The 17,970-nt window shown below is 34.8% G+C and carries 14 protein-coding genes; 3 read left to right on the forward strand and 11 right to left on the reverse strand.

Annotation, left to right across the window (positions count from 1 at the left end):
* Window positions 1-42 precede the first annotated feature (42 nt).
* Entirely contained in the window at window positions 43-1,476 is a 1,434-nt protein-coding gene (locus AC4BC5_RS02260; protein WP_490496558.1) for a 6-phospho-beta-glucosidase, read from the reverse strand.
* A gap of 20 nt (window positions 1,477-1,496) precedes the next feature.
* Window positions 1,497-2,870: a 6-phospho-beta-glucosidase gene (locus tag AC4BC5_RS02265; protein WP_490496559.1), complete on the reverse strand. Its 1,374-nt coding sequence runs from the start codon at window positions 2,868-2,870 to the stop codon at window positions 1,497-1,499.
* A gap of 226 nt (window positions 2,871-3,096) precedes the next feature.
* Here AC4BC5_RS02265 and AC4BC5_RS02270 point away from each other — a divergent pair, with 226 nt between their 5' ends.
* Complete coding sequence (locus tag AC4BC5_RS02270; RefSeq protein ID WP_490496560.1) at window positions 3,097-4,017, forward strand: MurR/RpiR family transcriptional regulator; 921 nt, start codon at window positions 3,097-3,099, stop codon at window positions 4,015-4,017.
* Window positions 4,018-4,186: 169 nt separating this feature from the next.
* Window positions 4,187-5,350, forward strand: coding sequence for a GGDEF domain-containing protein (locus tag AC4BC5_RS02275; RefSeq protein ID WP_490496561.1), 1,164 nt, complete (start codon window positions 4,187-4,189; stop codon window positions 5,348-5,350).
* Window positions 5,351-5,455: 105 nt separating this feature from the next.
* Here the strand turns inward: AC4BC5_RS02275 and AC4BC5_RS02280 are convergent, their stop codons facing one another.
* The 8 genes from AC4BC5_RS02280 to tyrS all read right to left on the reverse strand — a co-directional run bounded on the left by AC4BC5_RS02280 (window position 5,456) and on the right by tyrS (window position 14,227).
* On the reverse strand, window positions 5,456-6,379 hold the full coding sequence (locus AC4BC5_RS02280) for an IS3 family transposase (protein WP_490497486.1): 924 nt from the start codon (window positions 6,377-6,379) through the stop codon (window positions 5,456-5,458).
* Window positions 6,289-6,864, reverse strand: a complete 576-nt coding sequence (locus AC4BC5_RS02285) for a transposase (RefSeq protein WP_490495746.1) — start codon at window positions 6,862-6,864, stop codon at window positions 6,289-6,291. The genes AC4BC5_RS02280 and AC4BC5_RS02285 overlap by 91 nt, the downstream gene beginning before the upstream one ends.
* 225 nt (window positions 6,865-7,089) lie before the next feature.
* On the reverse strand, window positions 7,090-8,871 hold the full coding sequence (locus AC4BC5_RS02290; RefSeq protein ID WP_490496562.1) for an ABC transporter ATP-binding protein: 1,782 nt from the start codon (window positions 8,869-8,871) through the stop codon (window positions 7,090-7,092).
* Entirely contained in the window at window positions 8,871-10,622 is a 1,752-nt protein-coding gene (locus tag AC4BC5_RS02295) for an ABC transporter ATP-binding protein (RefSeq protein WP_490496563.1), read from the reverse strand. The genes AC4BC5_RS02290 and AC4BC5_RS02295 overlap by 1 nt, the downstream gene beginning before the upstream one ends.
* Before the next feature lie 73 nt (window positions 10,623-10,695).
* Complete coding sequence (locus AC4BC5_RS02300; protein WP_207941470.1) at window positions 10,696-10,914, reverse strand: YneF family protein; 219 nt, start codon at window positions 10,912-10,914, stop codon at window positions 10,696-10,698.
* Window positions 10,915-11,023: 109 nt separating this feature from the next.
* Complete coding sequence (locus AC4BC5_RS02305; RefSeq protein ID WP_490496564.1) at window positions 11,024-11,920, reverse strand: deoxyribonuclease IV; 897 nt, start codon at window positions 11,918-11,920, stop codon at window positions 11,024-11,026.
* Between the two features lie 68 nt (window positions 11,921-11,988).
* Window positions 11,989-12,903 carry an AEC family transporter gene (locus AC4BC5_RS02310; protein WP_490496565.1) on the reverse strand — a complete coding sequence of 305 codons (915 nt, stop codon included), beginning with the start codon at window positions 12,901-12,903 and terminating at the stop codon, window positions 11,989-11,991.
* 61 nt (window positions 12,904-12,964) lie between these two features.
* Window positions 12,965-14,227, reverse strand: a complete 1,263-nt coding sequence (tyrS, locus tag AC4BC5_RS02315; RefSeq protein WP_490496567.1) for a tyrosine--tRNA ligase — start codon at window positions 14,225-14,227, stop codon at window positions 12,965-12,967.
* 199 nt (window positions 14,228-14,426) lie between these two features.
* On the opposite strand from tyrS, the gene AC4BC5_RS02320 reads away from it, so the two are divergent.
* Complete coding sequence (locus tag AC4BC5_RS02320; protein WP_490496568.1) at window positions 14,427-16,757, forward strand: transglycosylase domain-containing protein; 2,331 nt, start codon at window positions 14,427-14,429, stop codon at window positions 16,755-16,757.
* Between the two features lie 43 nt (window positions 16,758-16,800).
* Here AC4BC5_RS02320 and ccpA read toward each other — a convergent pair whose 3' ends face one another.
* Window positions 16,801-17,802: a catabolite control protein A gene (gene ccpA, locus AC4BC5_RS02325; protein ID WP_490496569.1), complete on the reverse strand. Its 1,002-nt coding sequence runs from the start codon at window positions 17,800-17,802 to the stop codon at window positions 16,801-16,803.
* Window positions 17,803-17,970 lie beyond the last annotated feature (168 nt).

Consider the following 17,970-nt stretch of genomic DNA (forward strand, 5'->3'; position numbering starts at 1 on the left):
TGGAAGGTCGCTGTCGCTCTAAAACTACCATTTCTTTTTATATCAGTTATTTGATAAGTCTTCACCATTTGAAGCAATTACTTGTTTGTACCAATCAAATGACTTTTTCTTAGAACGATTCAAGGTTCCATTACCTTCATTATCTAAATCAACATAGATGAAACCATATCGTTTCTTCATTTCACCTGTTCCAGCAGATACTAAATCAATACAGCCCCACGTTGTATATCCTAATAAGTCCACTCCATCTAATTCAACGGCATCTTTCATTGCTTGAATATGTTTTGCTAGATAATCAATACGATAATCATCTTCCACATAACCATCTTCATTTGGTACATCAACTGCGCCTAATCCATTCTCTACGATAAATAGTGGCTTTTGATAACGATCATAAATATCGTTCATTATAATACGTAGTCCTAGTGGATCAATTTGCCAACCCCACTCACTTGCATCTAGATAAGGATTTTTCACAGATGCAAAAATATTACCTGCAGTTTGGTCTAGTAATTCTGGATCCGTGGTTGCTACACGTGATGAATAGTAAGAAAACGAAATAAAATCAACCGTATTTTCTTTTAAAATGTCTGCATCGCTAGCTTCCATCGCAATTTCAATACCTTTACGCTCTAAATCTTTCAAGAAATATGCAGGGTATTCTCCACGAGATTGTACATCAATAAAGAAGTAACTTTCGCGGTCTTTTTGGCGTGATTCAAAGACATCTTCTGGACGGCAGCTATAAGGATAATAACCGCCTGCTGCTAACATACAACCCACTTGGTTTTCAGGATCAACTTCATGTGCAATACGTGTAGCAATCGCACTTGATACTAATTCATGATGGGCTGCTTGATATTTCACTTGCTCTTCATTTTCACCTTCTTCAAAGTAAAGACCTGCGCCCATAAATGGTGCATGTAAAATCATATTGATTTCGTTAAATGTCAACCAATATTTAACCAGCCCTTTATAACGGTTAAATATAACTGTACATAATCTTTCATAAAATTCGACCATTTTACGATTGCGCCAGCCCCCATACTCTTCAATTAAGTGCATTGGACAATCAAAATGAGTAATAGTTACTAAAGGCTCAATACCATATTTATGACATTCTTTAAATAAATCTTCATAGAATTTTAGGCCTTCTTCATTTGGTTCTGTTTCATCGCCATTTGGAAAAATTCTAGTCCATGCAATTGATAAACGATATGTTTTAAAGCCCATTTCGCCGAATAACGCAATGTCTTCTTTATAGCGATTGTACATATCAATCCCAACTTTTGCGGGATAATGGTAGCCTTCTTCAAAGTCAAACATTTTTGTTTGACCAGTAATAACACCTAAACGAGCTTCTCCAATCGGTACCACGTCTACGTTAGCTAAACCTCGTCCACCTTCGTTATAACCACCCTCACATTGATTTGCAGCTGTTGCGCCACCCCATAAAAAATCTTTACGAAATCCCATTTATTTATCCTTCTTTCTTATTATACTAAGTCTTTTGCTATTTCATCTTTAACTTCAACGCCTTCTTTTTCTAAGCGTTCAATAGTTTCTTTAAATTGTGGCAGATGTGCTTTATGTGCAATAAATAATTCATGCATCACTTTACGTGCAGTATCTCCGGATGGTACTAATGGATTGATAGTAAATGCTTGTAACGCAGTTCCATAATCACCCGTCACTGCTGCTTCGATTGTCAATAATTCCATGGCTTTCATAACTTGCAACCAGCCCTTTTCAGCCGTTGGCAATTCACCAAAAGCAACGGAACGAGCACCGTCGGCTCCTAAATATGCCATCACTTCAACAACACAATCTGCTGGTAGATCTGGTACTGCGCCATTATTTTTTGTAGAAACAACAATTTGAGTATTTTTATTTGCGTAAATTGATGCAATAGTTTCACATGCTGCATCTGAATAATGCGCACCGCCTCGTTGTTCTAATTGTTCTGGTTTGTGTGATAAGTTTGGATCTTTGTATAATTCAAATAATTCAGCTTCTGTCTTTTTCACTTGCTCTGCACGCGTACCAATAGTCTTGTATTCTTCTAACGCATGTTCTAACATTTCTTCTTGGCGGTAATAATAACGATGATAGCCACAAGGAATCATCTTCATTTGATGCAATTGTTCTTTATAGAAGGGGATGTCATGGATATTTTTCGGTAAGCCATTGTCTTCCTTAAATAGCTGATCAATAATGTCTAAGGTAACATCATTTCCTTCCAAGTCTGCCACTTTATGCCAGTGGAAATGGTTCACACCTGCAAACTTATAAATCAATTCGTCGGCTTTTTTACCCAACAAACCTGGTTCAACCATAATTGCGCCAACTGGTACATTACATAAGCCAACGACACGATCCCATTTTCCGTAACGGACAATTGCTTCTGTCACCATACCAGCTGGATTTGTGAAGTTAATCAACCAAGCCTTAGGACAAAGACGTTTCATATCTTCCACAATCCCTAAAATAATGGGAATCGTACGAAATGCTTTAAACATCCCGCCAGCGCCATTTGTTTCTTGTCCTAACAGACCATAATAAGCGGGAATACGTTCATCTTTGACACGAGCATTTAATAAACCCACACGAAATTGAGTTGTAACAAAATCAGCATCTTTTAATGCCTCTTCACGATCTAAGGTCAAATGTATCTTAACATCGTACGGCGAAGCATCCCACATCCGTTGTGCCATCTCACCAACGATTTCTAATTTTTCTTTTCCCGCTTCAATATCTACTAGCCAAATTTCTCTGATTGGCAACTCTTCATAACGTTTGATAAAACCTTCCATCAGTTCAGGGGTATAACTACTTCCGCCACCAATTGTTGCAATTTTAACTCCAGTCATCTGTCAAATCGCTCCTTTATTATTATTTACAACATGATTATCTATTATGTAAATAAAACATTCAAGATGTTTGCGAACGGTTTCAATCCTTTTTACAAAACCAACCAAAAAAAGCCGATTTTTTTGCGAATAATATTTACAAAATAGCAAAAAAAGAGTTTTAACTTGTAAAAACGCTATTTTTTATTTACAATTTGTTTGATATATTTGTAAAAAAGGAGTCCCTATGTTATTAATCGAAAAAATTCAAGAAACTAATTTTTCACCTGCCGAACAATCGCTCATTGACTATATACTCGAAAAAAATACAGCCATTGAAGATAGCACGATTAAAGATATTGCTAGCGCAACATTTGTCCATCCTTCCACATTAATTCGAATTGCTAAAAAATTAGGTTTTAATGGTTGGTCTGATTTAAAAATGGCCTTTTTAGAAGAACAACGCTACTTACACAGTCATTTTGAAGAAATTGATGCAAATATTCCTTTTGTCAAAACAGATGGCCTCGTTACCATTGCACAAAAAATGGCAGCATTAGAACAAACAACCATTGAAGATACCTTGTCACTTTTACATCATGATACTTTAAAAAAAGCAACAAATTTATTGTACCAAGCAAAAGAAATCAAAATTTTTACGTCAAATGCCAATATTTTTACAGCACAAGATTTTGCTTTAAAAATGCGCCGATTAAAAAAACGAACGACAATTGCTGAAATTATTGGTGAACAAGCCTATGAAGCCCATAATACCGACGAAACGACTTGTGCACTTTTAATTTCTTACACTGGTGAAAATCAATTAATCAAACAAATTTTACCGATCTTAAAAGAGCAAGGTGCCCATATTTTAAGTATTACTAGCATTGGCGAAAGTACGATTAGCAAGGAATCTGACTGTAATCTTCAAATGACCACCCGAGAGCGATTGTATTCTAAAATTGGTGACTTTACGACAAGTATGTCAATTTCCTACTTATTAGATGTATTATACACAACGGTCTTTTCTAAAAATTACCACCAAAATCTTAATCATTTAATTCACATGGGTGAAGAATTTGATAATCGAACCAGCACTTCCCCGGTTATGCAAGAACATCCTATAGAAAACAGACTACAAATTACCGATTCATTTTTGCCAAACTAAAAACAAGAGATTTCGAGTCAAATGTTAAAATTAAAGAAAATGACATGCTATATTTGTTATTAATCGATCCATCCATGTTAGAATATAAGTTCTAAAAGACAAGGTTTCCTATAAAAATAAAATTTTACGAACTTGTTTTTATAATCTTTGTTTTGAAAGGAAGAAAAACATGCTTAGACAGATGAAGCAAATGTTAGATGCGCATACTTTCGCTAATGCTCGAGTCGTTGAAATTAAAAATGAATACGCAAAAATTGATAAGGATTGGTTAGCTGTTCATTTTAAGATAACTGTTTATTTGGCAATAACCACATTTCTGATTGAAGTCATTTTAGGTTTATATGTGATTCAAACACACTTATTAACTACAACTCTGTCGATGTATTTCTTAAAATATTTAATCGTGCCTTCTGTAATCAATGGTGGTTTGTTGCTTATAGGCTACTTTTTTATAAAATCCAAGCACCTTTCTTCTATTCAAAAAATTTATGGTATTTCCATTATGTCAACATTTGTAGCATTTGTTATCACAACCGTTCACAATATCTATAGTCCAATCTATATGATTTATGTAATCTCAATTGTGTTAACGTCGATTTACTCAAACCATCGCTTAACGAAAAGCATTAGTCTTTTGAGCATCGGGTTATTTTTACTTTCAGAATTCATGATCATTTGGGATCCCCTTAAACAATCAATTTTCGATAACCCTTTACGTTTAGTTGGGATTTTTTTGATTTTTATTACCTTATTACTCTTTTCAGTTACCTGTATTATTAGTATGGACTTTTTAAAGAAGAAAAACACCGTCAGTATCAACTTAGAAATCGAACGCTATGAATTAGAACATCGTCTCCGCTTCGATGAACTCACTGGAATTTACAATCGTCTAACACTCAATACTACATTAAAAACCATTTCTGAAGGGCAGCGTGATAAACATTATATTATGGCAATGACTGATTTAGATTATTTCAAACAGATCAATGATCAATTTGGCCATCATTTAGGTGATTTATGTTTAAAAGCATTTGCTGATACTTTAAAAGATATTCATCCCAATTCACTGGCCTTTCGTTTTGGTGGTGATGAATTTTGCTTATTGTTCCAAGATATAAGCATAGAAGAAGCTATTGAAGTCTGTCATTTAGTACAAAAAAAACTGACAGATATTTCAATTGATGAGCACAGTACAATTACAATGCATGCGAGTTTTGGTCTAGCGGAATTTATTGCTTCGATAGATGTACAAGAATTATTTCTACGTGCTGATGCAGCCTTATACGAAGCCAAAGAAACTCGTAATAACATTGCAGTTTTCTCAAATAGGTAACAAAAATCCCAGTAAGCATGTTGTGACCCCAAAAAGTTAGACTTTTTAGGAGTGGAGAATTCCACTCCTTTTTTACTGTTCTAAAATGAATAATTAAGTGATAAACTATGCTGCTTTTCGAAATTGAACAGGGCTTTTCCAGTTTAATTTCTTTTTCATTCGTTTATTATTGTAGTAGTAAATATAACGATCAATAGCTATTTTAAGTTCATCAAAGCGACGATAAATCTCACCGTGAAAAATTTCTTGTTTTAAAAGACTAAAAAAATTTTCCATTGGAGAGTTATCTAAACAATTTCCTTTACGGGACATACTTTGAAAGATTTTGTGTTCCTTTAACTTATTACGGTATATTTTCATTTGATAGGCCCATCCTTGATCTGAATGAAAAGTTCTGCGAAAAGGACAATCATTAGTTACTTGAATAGCTTCTTCTAAACCTTCCATAATCGCGAGTGCATTAGGCTTTTCTGAAACTCTGTACGATAAAATTTCACTGTTGTATAAATCCATAAACGGATCTAAATAAAGCTTTTTCTGACGAATAACACCTTTAGTATCTGATTCAAAATACTTAAACTCTGTTGTATCAGTAGTAATTTTTTGATGACAGATAGTAGTGTAGAAACGTCGATGAAAACGATTTTTCGCAATTGTACCGACCTTACCTCGGTAAGAACTATATTTTCGTGACTTTCTAGTGTAAGATGTTACTTCGATTCCTAATTTTTTTATCAAACGTTGTACTTTCTTTTTATTAACGTGGAAGCCTCTATTTTTTAGCTCTCTTGTCATTCGAAGACAGCCGTAATCCTTATGTTCCTTACGAATCTCCAACATTTGATTTTCTATTTCTTGATCTGGATTTACACGGTTAAAACGTTTCTGCCAGTACATATAGGTTGCTTTAGGAAATTTCAAGACTTCAAGAAGCTCAACTAATTTGAATGATCCTCGGAGGCTGTCGATGATTCGTGCGATTGATTCTTGTGTCTTTGTTGGGCTTCCTGTTTTCGCAGCTTCCTCAATTCTTTTAAAAAGGCATTCTCTATTTGTAGTGAACGTATTTGTTTCTCTAATACTTTGATGCGTTCAGATTCATCAGTCGTTATTTTTGTCGTTGTATTCTTTCTATTTTCTTTTTTCTTAGCCATATTAGAAGGACGTCCTTTCGGGTTTGAAAGTCCCTGAACATCACTGTCACGAAACTTACGTACCCAAGAAGCGATCAGTGGAGGATTATTAATGCCTAGAGCATTAGCTACCTCACGATAGGACATTTCACTCGTTTGATACAACTCTATCGCATTTAACTTAAATTGAACAGAATATTTTTTATTTTGACGTTTTCTACAAAGTCCTTCTTCTCCAAATTCTTTATACGTATTCACCCACTTTCGTAGTTGATAAGTATCAGTTATGTCATATTTTTTTGATAAATATAGATAACCTCCTTTTCCATCAAGGTATTCTTGAACGAGTTTATATTTAAATTCAAAACTATATTTTGCCATAGAAATAGCGACCTCCAAAAGTTAGATTTTTTGGTCTAACTTTTTGGGGTCGCTACAGCATAGTTGGTTTATTGGGATTTTTTAGTAACCAATACAAAAAAACCTAATTATCTTCAACACAAAAAATGTATTGGAAATAATTAGGTTTAGCTGGTAAAAAATAATCACCATCCACGGCTCTTTTTCAATCGTTTAGATTACCAAAAAAAATGGTTAGTCGCCCTTTTATAGACTCATACTTTGTAATTTATACATATCAGAATACAAACCATTTTGTTGAATTAAGTCATCATGATTCCCTCGTTCAACGATTTTCCCTTTATCTAGGACAAGGATTAAATCTGCATCGCGAATCGTTGATAAGCGATGAGCAATTGCAATCGTCGTCCGACCTTGACGCATATTTGCCAAGCCTTCTTGAATATAACCTTCCGTTTCAGTATCAATATTTGCGGTTGCTTCATCTAGCACTAAAATTTTAGGTTGTGTAACCATTGTACGAGCAAAGGAAATCAATTGGCGTTGTCCACTTGAATAACTTGCTCCACGTTCAATTACCTTGGCATGGTAGTCTCCTGGTAATTGCTCAATAAATTTATCAGCTTGGACAAACTTCGCAGCAGCTATAATTTCTTCATCAGTAATATTTTTATTTAATAATCGAATATTATCTGCAATATCACCATAGAACATAAATGCATCTTGTAGGACCAAGCCCATTTTTTGACGCAACTCTTCTAATGAAAAGTCGCGAATATCTTTATCATCAATTAAAATTTGCCCCTCACCGAATTCGTAAAAACGCATCAAGACATTAATAATTGAACTCTTCCCACTACCTGTATGTCCGACCAATGCCACTGTTTCTCCTGGATAAGCTACAAACGAAATGTTTTGTAGCACATTATGCTCGCCATCATAAGAAAAAGTTACATTCCGAAATTCAATTTTTCCAGCAGTAATTGTTGCATTTGCCTGCGGATGTTGTTGTGGCGTGTATTCTTCATCATCCATAATTTTTAAAATACGACTTCCTGCAACCACACCATCTGTAAAAGTGCTTAAAAAATCCATCATTTGGGTCATTGGATTAAAAAATCCTTGTACATATGTGGTAAAAGCATAGATTAACCCAACTTCAATTGGTGAATGTAATGCATCGAAGCCAAAGATGGTCAAAGATAAGGCCACTGCAATAGCATACAATAAATTAATAATAGGGGCTAATAACAAAGAATTCGTACGAATCATCGCATAACGCGTTTCCAAATATTCGTCATTTGTTTCTTCAAATTCATGATTTAAACGTTGTTCTTGACGAAATTGTTGAACAATTTGCATGCCGGAAATAGATTCATTGAGTTTAGTATTTAACTGACTCAGCTTTTCACGCATTTGACGATAGATACGCGAGCTAAATTTTTGATAATACCAAATAACAGTTCCCAATATGGGTAGAAACAGCAAATTAATCAGCGCAATTTTTTCATTAATTTGAAACATAGCTACAAAGGAAGAGATAACGGCAAAAATTCCCGTCAATACAGATAAAAAGACATACCAAAACTCAAATAATGTTTCGGTGTCATTTGTTACTCGTGAAACGATAGAACCTGCTGGCGTCCGATCAAAATAACGCATGCCTAATGTATGTAGCTTTTCAAATAGTTTCACACGAATATATTGATACGTTTTTAGTGACGCCATTGAATATAAAAACCATTGAAAAAACCAAATAATGGCCTTCATCACTGTTCCAAATAAATAAAGAGCTGCAAAATATAAAATTATTTGCATCGTGGCAGTTTGTTTCATTAAATGATTATCAATCAATGTTTGTAGAACTCTCGGTAATAAAATATTGACTACGGAAAGTAAAAAAGCAAATGCAATGGCCACAATAAAGGTTTGCTTAAATGGTTTTGCATAAATTAATAAACGACGAATAATCGTTGCTTGTTCTTTTAGCGGAATTGATTTTGCCCATTCAGATTGAGATTTCTCCATTAAGCATCACTCCCTTCAATTTTTGCTTCTAATTGTTGTTTATCCCACATGCGCCTATACCACCCATTGAAGTCCAATAATTCTTCGTGGGTGCCACGTTCAACAATTTTTCCTTCGTCAATGACTAAGATTTCTTTTGCATGCATCACGCTACTTAAACGATGTGCTGCAATAATGGTTGTTTTATCTTGACGGAATTCTTTCAAATTATGCAAAATTGCTTCCTCAGTTTTAGCATCAACAGCTGAAAGAGCATCATCTAAAATCAATAACTCTGGTTCAACAATCAATGCTCGTGCAATTGAAATACGTTGTTTTTGTCCACCAGATAACGATACCCCGCGTTCGCCAACCATTGTGTCATATCCTTCTGGAAATGCCTTGATATCTTCATCAATAAACGCTAACTGTGCTGCTTTTTCAATTTTCTCTTGTGAAAAATGCGGATCAGCAAAGCGAATATTATCTCGAATAGTCATTGAAAATAAAAAATGATCTTGCGGAACATAACCAATAGATTGTAACAAAGCATCTAATGAATATTCTTTAATACTATGGGAGCCAAATTGGATAATTCCTTGATAATTGTCGTATTCACGCATTAATAATTTTAATAAAGTTGTTTTACCTGAGCCAGTTTTTCCAACAACCCCTAATACCTCACCTTCATTCAATGAGAATTGAATGTTATTTAGTGCAACAGTTTCGTCCTCAGGATAACAAAATTGTTCAATATGAACAGCTATTTCACCTTTAGCTGGTGTTGTAACAGCATTGGGGGCTTCAATGATATGCGTTTGCTCTCTCAATAGTTCTGATACCCGATCATAGCTTGCATTGCCGCGCTCCAAGACATTAAATAAACGCCCAATTGCAAACATCGGCCAAATTAACATTCCAATGTAACTAATAAATGATACCAATTGGCCAATAGTAATTGTCCCGCTCATAATAAAATTTCCACCAACAATAATCGTTAAAACATATGATAATCCAATAATTATCGTAATAAACGGATCAAATAAAGCATCTAAAAAATTGACACGTCGATTTTTTAAAATTGCTTGATCGATTTTTTCAGAGAAATCAGCTAAATCTTCTTTTTCTTGCCCAAACGTTTTAATCACCTTCATACCAGTAATACTTTCTTGGGCTTTGTCATTGATGTTGGAAAACGCTTCTTGAGAATCGCGAAACGCATCGTGGAGTTTAGAACCTAAAATACGTGAAGTCAATGCCAACAATGGCAGAGGAATCAAAGCAATCAGCGTTAAACGCCAATCAATAAAGAGAATCATTGCTAAAATCGTCATTCCTCCTGAAATAAACGAATCTGCAAATGTCAAAATACCGGCACCAGCAACGTTCTGGATAGCATTCAAATCATTGGTCGCATGTGCCATCAAATCGCCTGTACGATATTTTTGATAAAAAATAGTGTCCATTTTAGTAAAATGATCAAATAATTGACGCCGTAAACTTTTTTCTAAGCGAGCCGCACTTCCCCAAATATGGGTTCGCCAAACATATCGAAAAATATATTGCCCCAACGCAGCTGCACATAATACGACAATCCAAAACAAAATAGTGGGCATTTGAATGTTTTTTTCAGCAATTTCATCAATAATAATTCCAATCACTTTTGGTGGAACTAGTTGCATAATTGCTACAAGAATTAATGCCGTGACTCCAATAATATAATTTTTGCGCTCTTGTTTAAAAAACCAACTTAACTTCTTAAATATTGACATACCTAACCTCCTATTGTTTTATAGCAAAACAAAAACGAGCTGAATAAATCAGCCCGTTTAAAAAAACCATTGTTTACTTTTGGTTTTTCATTTGTTGCATCATTTGACGAATTTTTTTCTCAGAAGGCTTTTGCCCCATTGACATCATCATCATGCGCAACATATCCTCATTAACGGGAGGATTTTTCTTCAAGTAATCTTGCATATATTTACGTGCTAAAAAGAAGCCGCCTACAGCGCCCACAAGTAAAGCGATAATCGCAATTAAAACAACAATTCCTGTACTCATAATTATCTTCTCCTTTCCCTATTCTCAATGAATTATTGTACTAGAAAAAACGAAAAAAGAAAAGGAAGTTTTACAATTTACGGCTAATTCCTTTTCTTTCGTCATTTATTTTCTATTGTGCAACAATTTTTTCTAATAAATGTGCATCAAAGACTCCCGCTTTTAACATTTCAATTTCAAAACGATATGGTGGTTTCTTATTCTTTTTGTCTTCACCAACCATCACATAAGGAGTTTCTAAAATTTTTGGTAAAGTTACTAATTTCTCATGATGGACGATGTAATTTAAAGCGTCAAAACCAATTGTACCAAAGCCAATATTAGCATGGCGGTCTTTGTGTGAGCCTTGAGGATTTTTTGAATCATTGACATGAATAACTTTCAAACGGTCTAAACCAATAATTTTGTCGAATTCTTCTAAAACACCATCAAAATTTTCTTTGACATTGTAGCCAGCATCATTGATATGACAAGTATCCAAAGTGACTGATAATTTTTCATTTAAAGTTACACCATCAATAATTCTAGCTAACTCTTCAAAGCTACGACCTAATTCTGTCCCTTTACCTGCCATTGTTTCCAGAGCTATTTGCGGAATTTGATCTTTGTCCAAAACTTCATTTAAGCCCTTAATAATTTGCGCAAGTCCCGCATCTACTCCGGCGCCCACATGAGCTCCAGGGTGCATGGTGATTTGCGTTGCTCCCAATGCTTGAGCACGACGGATTTCTTCTCTTAAAAATTCAATGGCAAAGCCAAAATTTTCTGGCTTAATAGTATTTCCTAAATTAATAATATACGGTGCATGTACCACCATATCTGATAAACCATGTTCAGCCATAAACGTTGTCCCAGCTTCAATGTTCATTTCTTCTAAAGGTTTACGACGTGTATTTTGTGGTGCTCCTGTGTAAATCATAAACGTTGTTGCATTGTAGCTGGCAGCTTCTTCTGCTGATCCTAATAACATTTTTTTCCCACTCATAGAAACGTGTGAGCCAATTAACATGAAATAGCCTCCTTCATTATCTTATACTCTAGTATTGCGGACTCGCTTAGAGATTGCAAGAATAGCGCTTAACCACTAACCCCTAATAAGAGAACGACAATCGTCATTAACGGTAAACTCAATAAAAAACTAATCGATGAAGCAAAGCCAACTACTTCTTCTTTCACTCCTGCTAAAACGGAGTTAATTACGCCAAATAATGGAATAGGCGTAAGTGCTAGTAGTGACAAAATAACTTTGTGTAGATGTGAGATAGGTAAGAAATAAACGATGGCGATTACTACGAACCCTAATCCATAACGAAGCATTAATAATTTCACGACCTCATTCATTGCACCTTTTGGTAAACGAAATTCTAGATATAATCCAATCATAAACATTGATAAAAAGACATTGGCTGCAGCAACTGGATGTAGCATTGTTAAGAATGAGTCAGGTAAACTGATTTCAAAAATCCGTAAAATCAGCATCAACATATAACAAGTAAATGGAATAGAACGTACTAGTTGCAACGCAATTTTTTTCGGTTCAAAAGTTGTTTGCTTTCCTACTAGACGATTAACTACAATATTTGTTCCACCACATAACATAATGCTATTCCCCATATCAAACATTGAAATAAAAGGAACACCCAATGGTAAAAACCCTTGGACAAAAGGCAACGTAAAGTTTCCGATATTAAATCCTGAAGCACAATACATAAATAATTGTTGTTTCTTCGCCGATTCTTTACGGGTAAATAGCCAAGCTAATGCAATTTGGAATAATGACCATATAAATCCAATCAAAATAAATACGACTAAATCAATTTTTAAAGATAAACGCGCTAAGTTAACAATGACGACTGCTGGCAAAGTGATATTCACAATAATAACGGATAGCGTAGTGCCATCGGCTTTCGATAATAAGCCAATCCGTTTTAACAAAAACCCTAAAAAAATCATCAAAAATAACCCTACTGCCTGAACAATAATTGCGACCACTTTTTTTCCTCCCACAAAAAAGAGACTGCTAAAAACAATCTCTTTTACTCTCTTATTTAATTTAGAATTTTAGCAAGAAATATTTTTTCTTCCCACGACGAATGACCGTAAAATGTTCGTCAATTTTATCAGTATCACTAATTTCGTATGCTAAATCTTGTACGCGATCACCATTAATGTAGATAGCACCATTTTGGATATCTTCACGCGCTTGACGTTTTGAAGGTTCAATTTTAGCAATGATTAATAGTTCAACCAGATTTAACTTATCTTCTGATTTTACTTCATACGTTGGCACACCTTTAAAGCCTTGTTTGATTTCGTCGCCAGATAAACCCTTAATAGCTCCACTGAATAAAGCTTGAGAAATACGAACTGCTTGTTCATAGGCTGCTTCCCCATGAACTAAAGTTGTTACCTCTTTAGCTAAAGCCTTTTGTGCCACTCGCATTTCTGGTGCTTGTTTAAATTCTTCTTCAATTACAGCAATTTCATCCAATGATAAGAAAGTGAAGTATTTTAAAAATTTAATAGCATCACGGTCGTCTGTGTTAATCCAAAATTGGTAAAACTCATATGGTGTTGTTTTTTCTGGATCTAACCATACAGCATTGCCTTCTGTTTTACCAAATTTTGTACCATCGGCTTTAGTAATTAATGGCATGGTTAAACCAAAACCTTGTACTTCTTTCTCACGACGCAAAAGTTCAATCCCAGAAGTGATATTTCCCCATTGGTCACTACCACCCAATTGTAATAAACAACCATGATTTTCGTATAGTTTTAAGAAATCATAAGCTTGTAATAATTGGTAAGCAAATTCTGTATATGAAATACCTGTTTCGATACGACGTTTAACACTTTCTTTACTCATCATATAATTAATAGTAAAGTTTTTTCCCACATCACGTAGAAAATCAATCAAAGAAATAGTGCCTAACCAATCATAGTTATTCGCAATAATTGCTGGATTTTCTTTATTTTCAAAATCAATAAAACGCGATAATTGATTTTTAATACTCTGTGACCAGTTTTGAACGGTATCCAATGTATTTAGTTGACGCTCTTGATCTTTAAATGATGGATCACCAATCATCCCTGTTCCCCCGCCAACTAACGCAATCGGCACATGTCCATTTTGTTGGAAACGGCGTAACATTAAAATTGGCAATAAATGGCCGATATGTAAACTATCAGCTGTTGGATCAAACCCAACATACAATTTAACAGACTCTTCATTTAATTGTTTTTCTAATGCTGCTTCGTCTGTTGCCTGATGAACTAAACCACGATCTTTTAGTTCTTGAAAAAAGCCTGAACTCATATTATTGTTCCTCCTCAATGAAATACTCATTGTCCATATTAACTGAAAATCGTGTTAAAGAAAAGAAGTAAGCTAAAAATAAATGGTACTTCTTTTATTTTTTTCTTAGTTTTTTCACTTAAAGAAACGGCAATCTATTCAATCGAAGCTTTTTTTGCTATAATCAAGCAGAATCAAATTAAAAATTGAGGTGGCTATTTTGTCCGAACTGGAAAAAAAAGCAAAAAAATTTATTAAACGTTCCTCTGGATGGTTCTATTTTAATATTGTCTTAAGGGTTATACAATCATTATTTCTAGTAGGTATTTCCTTACTTGTTCTTGGTGGTTCATTGGGATTAGGTATCGGAATGGGCTATTTTGCGTATCTTGTTGGTGATACAAAAGCCCCTACAAAAACTGAGCTACAACAAGACCTAGGTGATATTACAGAAACATCCAAGGTGGTGTATGCGGACAATAGTACGATTGCGACAATTCGTGCCGATTTGATGCGCACAACCGTACCAGCAGATCAAATATCTGATTTGGTAAAAACAGCCGTTGTAGCAACGGAAGATGAATACTTCTATGAACATAAAGGAATTGTACCAAAAGCGGTTCTACGTGCCTTAATTTCAGAAGTAACAGGCATCGGAAGCAGCGGTGGCTCAACGTTAACACAACAATTAGTTAAACAACAAATTCTAACTGACGAAACAACTTTCAAGCGTAAAGCAAATGAAATGTTGTTAGCAATGGAAGTGGAAAAAAACTATTCAAAAGATGAAATTGTCGCACTCTATTTAAATGTTTCACCATTTGGTCGGAACAATTTAGGACAAAACATTGCTGGTGTGCAAGAAGCCGCTAAAGGTATTTTTGGGGTAAAAGCAAGTGAACTTAATTTACCACAAGCTGCTTTTATAGCTGGTTTACCGCAAAGCCCAATTGTCTATAGTCCCTACACCAACACAGGTGAACTAAAAGAAAATTTTGACGCTGGCTTACAGCGTAAAGATTTCGTATTGTTTAGTATGTATCGTAATCATGACATTTCAAAAAAAGAATACGAAGATGCCCTTGCGTATGACTTAGTTGCCGACTTTAAACCTAAAGAAACTGCAAATCAAGAAAGTCATGAATTCTTATACGATGCCGTAATGAACGATGCTTATAAAATTGTTGCGAAAAAACTCGCGCAAGAAGATAAAGTAAGCAACGAAGATTTCGCTAAAGAAGATGTTTATCAAAACTATTTGTACCGTGCTCAAACAAAGATTTCAAACAGTGGATACACGATCCACTCCACTATTGATAAAAATATTTATCAAGCAATGCAAGATGCTGTGACAAACTACGGTTACATGTTAGATAATAATTCTTCCGTTGAAGTCGGAAATATTCTAATGGAAAATACAACTGGAAAAATTCTTGGTTTTGTTGGTGGTCGTGATTATGAAGCATCACAATATAATCATGCCTTTAGTTCAAAACGTCAAGCGGGTTCAGCAATTAAACCTGTGCTAGTGTATGCACCAGCAATTGATCAAGGTCTCATAGGTAGTGAATCACGGGTTTCTGATTATCCAGCCACTTGGAAAGACGGCGAAGATAGAGGAAAGAAAATTGTTAATGCGACTAATACTGGTTCAAGCACATTCCAAACAATTCGTGAATCATTGATTCATTCGAATAATATTCCAGCTTACCATATTTATCAAAAAACATTAGAAGAAATGGGCTCAACCGAGGCTGTTTATGATAATTACTTGAAGAAAATGAACTATCCAGCTACTGATACTTGGCAATATGAATCCGCACCTTTAGGAGTTCCTGAAGTCACAACTTTAGAACAAACAAATGGTTTCCAAACATTAGCCAATGGTGGAGTGTATCAAGAAGGCTATCTCATTGAATCTATTACTGATTCACAAGGTAATGAGTATTATAAACATGAAGCAAATCCTGTACAAGTTTATTCAAAAGCAACAGCATCCATTATGAATAATATGATGCGTAGCGTTGTTGAAGAAGGTGTTACAACGAATTTCATAGCTAATGTTAATAATATCAATTGGAATTTAGGTAATGCCGACTGGGTTGGTAAAACCGGGACAACCGATGAATACGTCGATTCTTGGTTAGTCGTTTCAACACCAAGTATTACCTTAAGTAGTTGGGCTGGACGCGATGATAGTCAACCTACCGATTCAAATGCTGGGCAACGTACTGCTCAATATATGGCGTACTTAGCTAATTCTATTTATCAAGCAAACCCTGATGTAATCGGAGTCGATAAAGAATTCAATTTAGATAAGAGTGTCAAGGAATACAAGGTTTCTGATTTCACGGGTGCCAAACCTGGTGGAAGAATGACCGTTAACAATACTTCATTTAATATTCCAAGTAACACTGTTACTTCTTACTGGGCTAAAGGTGGTCCATCAAAAGTAAGTTTCCGTTTTGGAATTGGTGGTACTGATACTAACTATGTTGATTATTGGAAAAAAGCTATTCCAAAAGCACAACCAAGTACTAGAAGGCGCTAAAAAAAATCTCGTAGACCAATAACGGTTTACGAGATTTTTTTGATTATTTAGTTGAACCTTTTTCTAAAATGTTATAAGGGAGAATAATTGTTTTTTGATCAATTTCTTCTTTATTCATCATTTTTGTTAATAGACGCATCGCAACCGCACCGATATCATAAAGTGGTTGACTTACACTTGATAATCGAGGGCGAGAAACATCTGTTAATAATGAATTATTACTTGTTAAAATTTCAAATTCTTCTGGTACTTTTACATTGCGATCATACAAGCCATCTAAAATACCAATCGCTAACTCATCATCAGTCACGTATGCAGCTGTTGCTCCGCTATTTAGTAAACGATCTACAATTGCTAGACCATCTTTAAAAGAATAAGGTGCTTCAAAAATCAAGCCTTCATTATATTCCAAATTGCTTTCTTTTAAAGCATTTTTGTAGCCATTTAAGCGATTTTGTCCATTAATCGGATCAATTAAAGCACCACTCACAAAAGCAATTTTTTCGTTGCCATTTTTCGCTAATAAACTTACAGCATCTTTAGCTGCTGCAGTATAATCAATATTTACGCTTCCTACTTGCTCATCTGGGTCAATTGAACCAGCTAAAACAACTGGCGTTTTTGAGCGTGAAAATTCACCACGAACCTCATCAGTAATACGATGCCCCATAAAGATTACACCATCTACTTGCTTCGCTAATAAATTATTTAATACATTAACTTCTTTCAAGCTATCGCCATCTGAGTTTGCCAAAATAATGTTATATTTATACATTGTTGCAACATCATCAATCCCACGTGCTAAAGAAGCGAAAAACATGTTACTGACATCAGGAATAATTACTCCTACTGTTGTTGTTTTTTTGCTAGCTAGTCCACGAGCAACTGCGTTCGGACGGTAATCAAGACGATCAATGACTTCAAGTACCTTTTTACGAGTGGCTGGTTTGACATTGGGATTTCCGTTAACAACACGAGAGACGGTAGCCATGGATACATTAGCTTCACGAGCAACATCATAAATAGTAATCGTTTGTTTCTCCATATTAATTTTCTCCTATCAACTTTCATTTTCTGAAAACCTTGTTTACATTTCTTAGATAGAATAGCAAATTTCTTTCACATTTGCAACCGTTTTAGTTTCATTTTCATGAAAATAATTTTACTGACATCATTTTGACAGAATAGTGGTACAATAAGTAAAGAATTATTA

This window comes from Enterococcus sp. AMC2644 (assembly GCF_058216475.1).

What these genes read in the sequence shown, in the direction of transcription:
- AC4BC5_RS02295 (WP_490496563.1), bottom strand. Translation starts at nt 10,622, where the DNA reads ATGTCAATATTTAAGAAGTTAAGTTGGTTTTTTAAACAAGAGCGCAAA.
- AC4BC5_RS02275 (WP_490496561.1), top strand. Translation starts at nt 4,187, where the DNA reads ATGCTTAGACAGATGAAGCAAATGTTAGATGCGCATACTTTCGCTAAT.
- AC4BC5_RS02285 (WP_490495746.1), bottom strand. Translation starts at nt 6,864, where the DNA reads ATGGCAAAATATAGTTTTGAATTTAAATATAAACTCGTTCAAGAATAC.
- tyrS (WP_490496567.1), bottom strand. Translation starts at nt 14,227, where the DNA reads ATGAGTTCAGGCTTTTTTCAAGAACTAAAAGATCGTGGTTTAGTTCAT.
- AC4BC5_RS02290 (WP_490496562.1), bottom strand. Translation starts at nt 8,871, where the DNA reads ATGGAGAAATCTCAATCTGAATGGGCAAAATCAATTCCGCTAAAAGAA.
- AC4BC5_RS02305 (WP_490496564.1), bottom strand. Translation starts at nt 11,920, where the DNA reads ATGTTAATTGGCTCACACGTTTCTATGAGTGGGAAAAAAATGTTATTA.
- AC4BC5_RS02260 (WP_490496558.1), bottom strand. Translation starts at nt 1,476, where the DNA reads ATGGGATTTCGTAAAGATTTTTTATGGGGTGGCGCAACAGCTGCAAAT.
- ccpA (WP_490496569.1), bottom strand. Translation starts at nt 17,802, where the DNA reads ATGGAGAAACAAACGATTACTATTTATGATGTTGCTCGTGAAGCTAAT.
- AC4BC5_RS02270 (WP_490496560.1), top strand. Translation starts at nt 3,097, where the DNA reads ATGTTATTAATCGAAAAAATTCAAGAAACTAATTTTTCACCTGCCGAA.
- AC4BC5_RS02265 (WP_490496559.1), bottom strand. Translation starts at nt 2,870, where the DNA reads ATGACTGGAGTTAAAATTGCAACAATTGGTGGCGGAAGTAGTTATACC.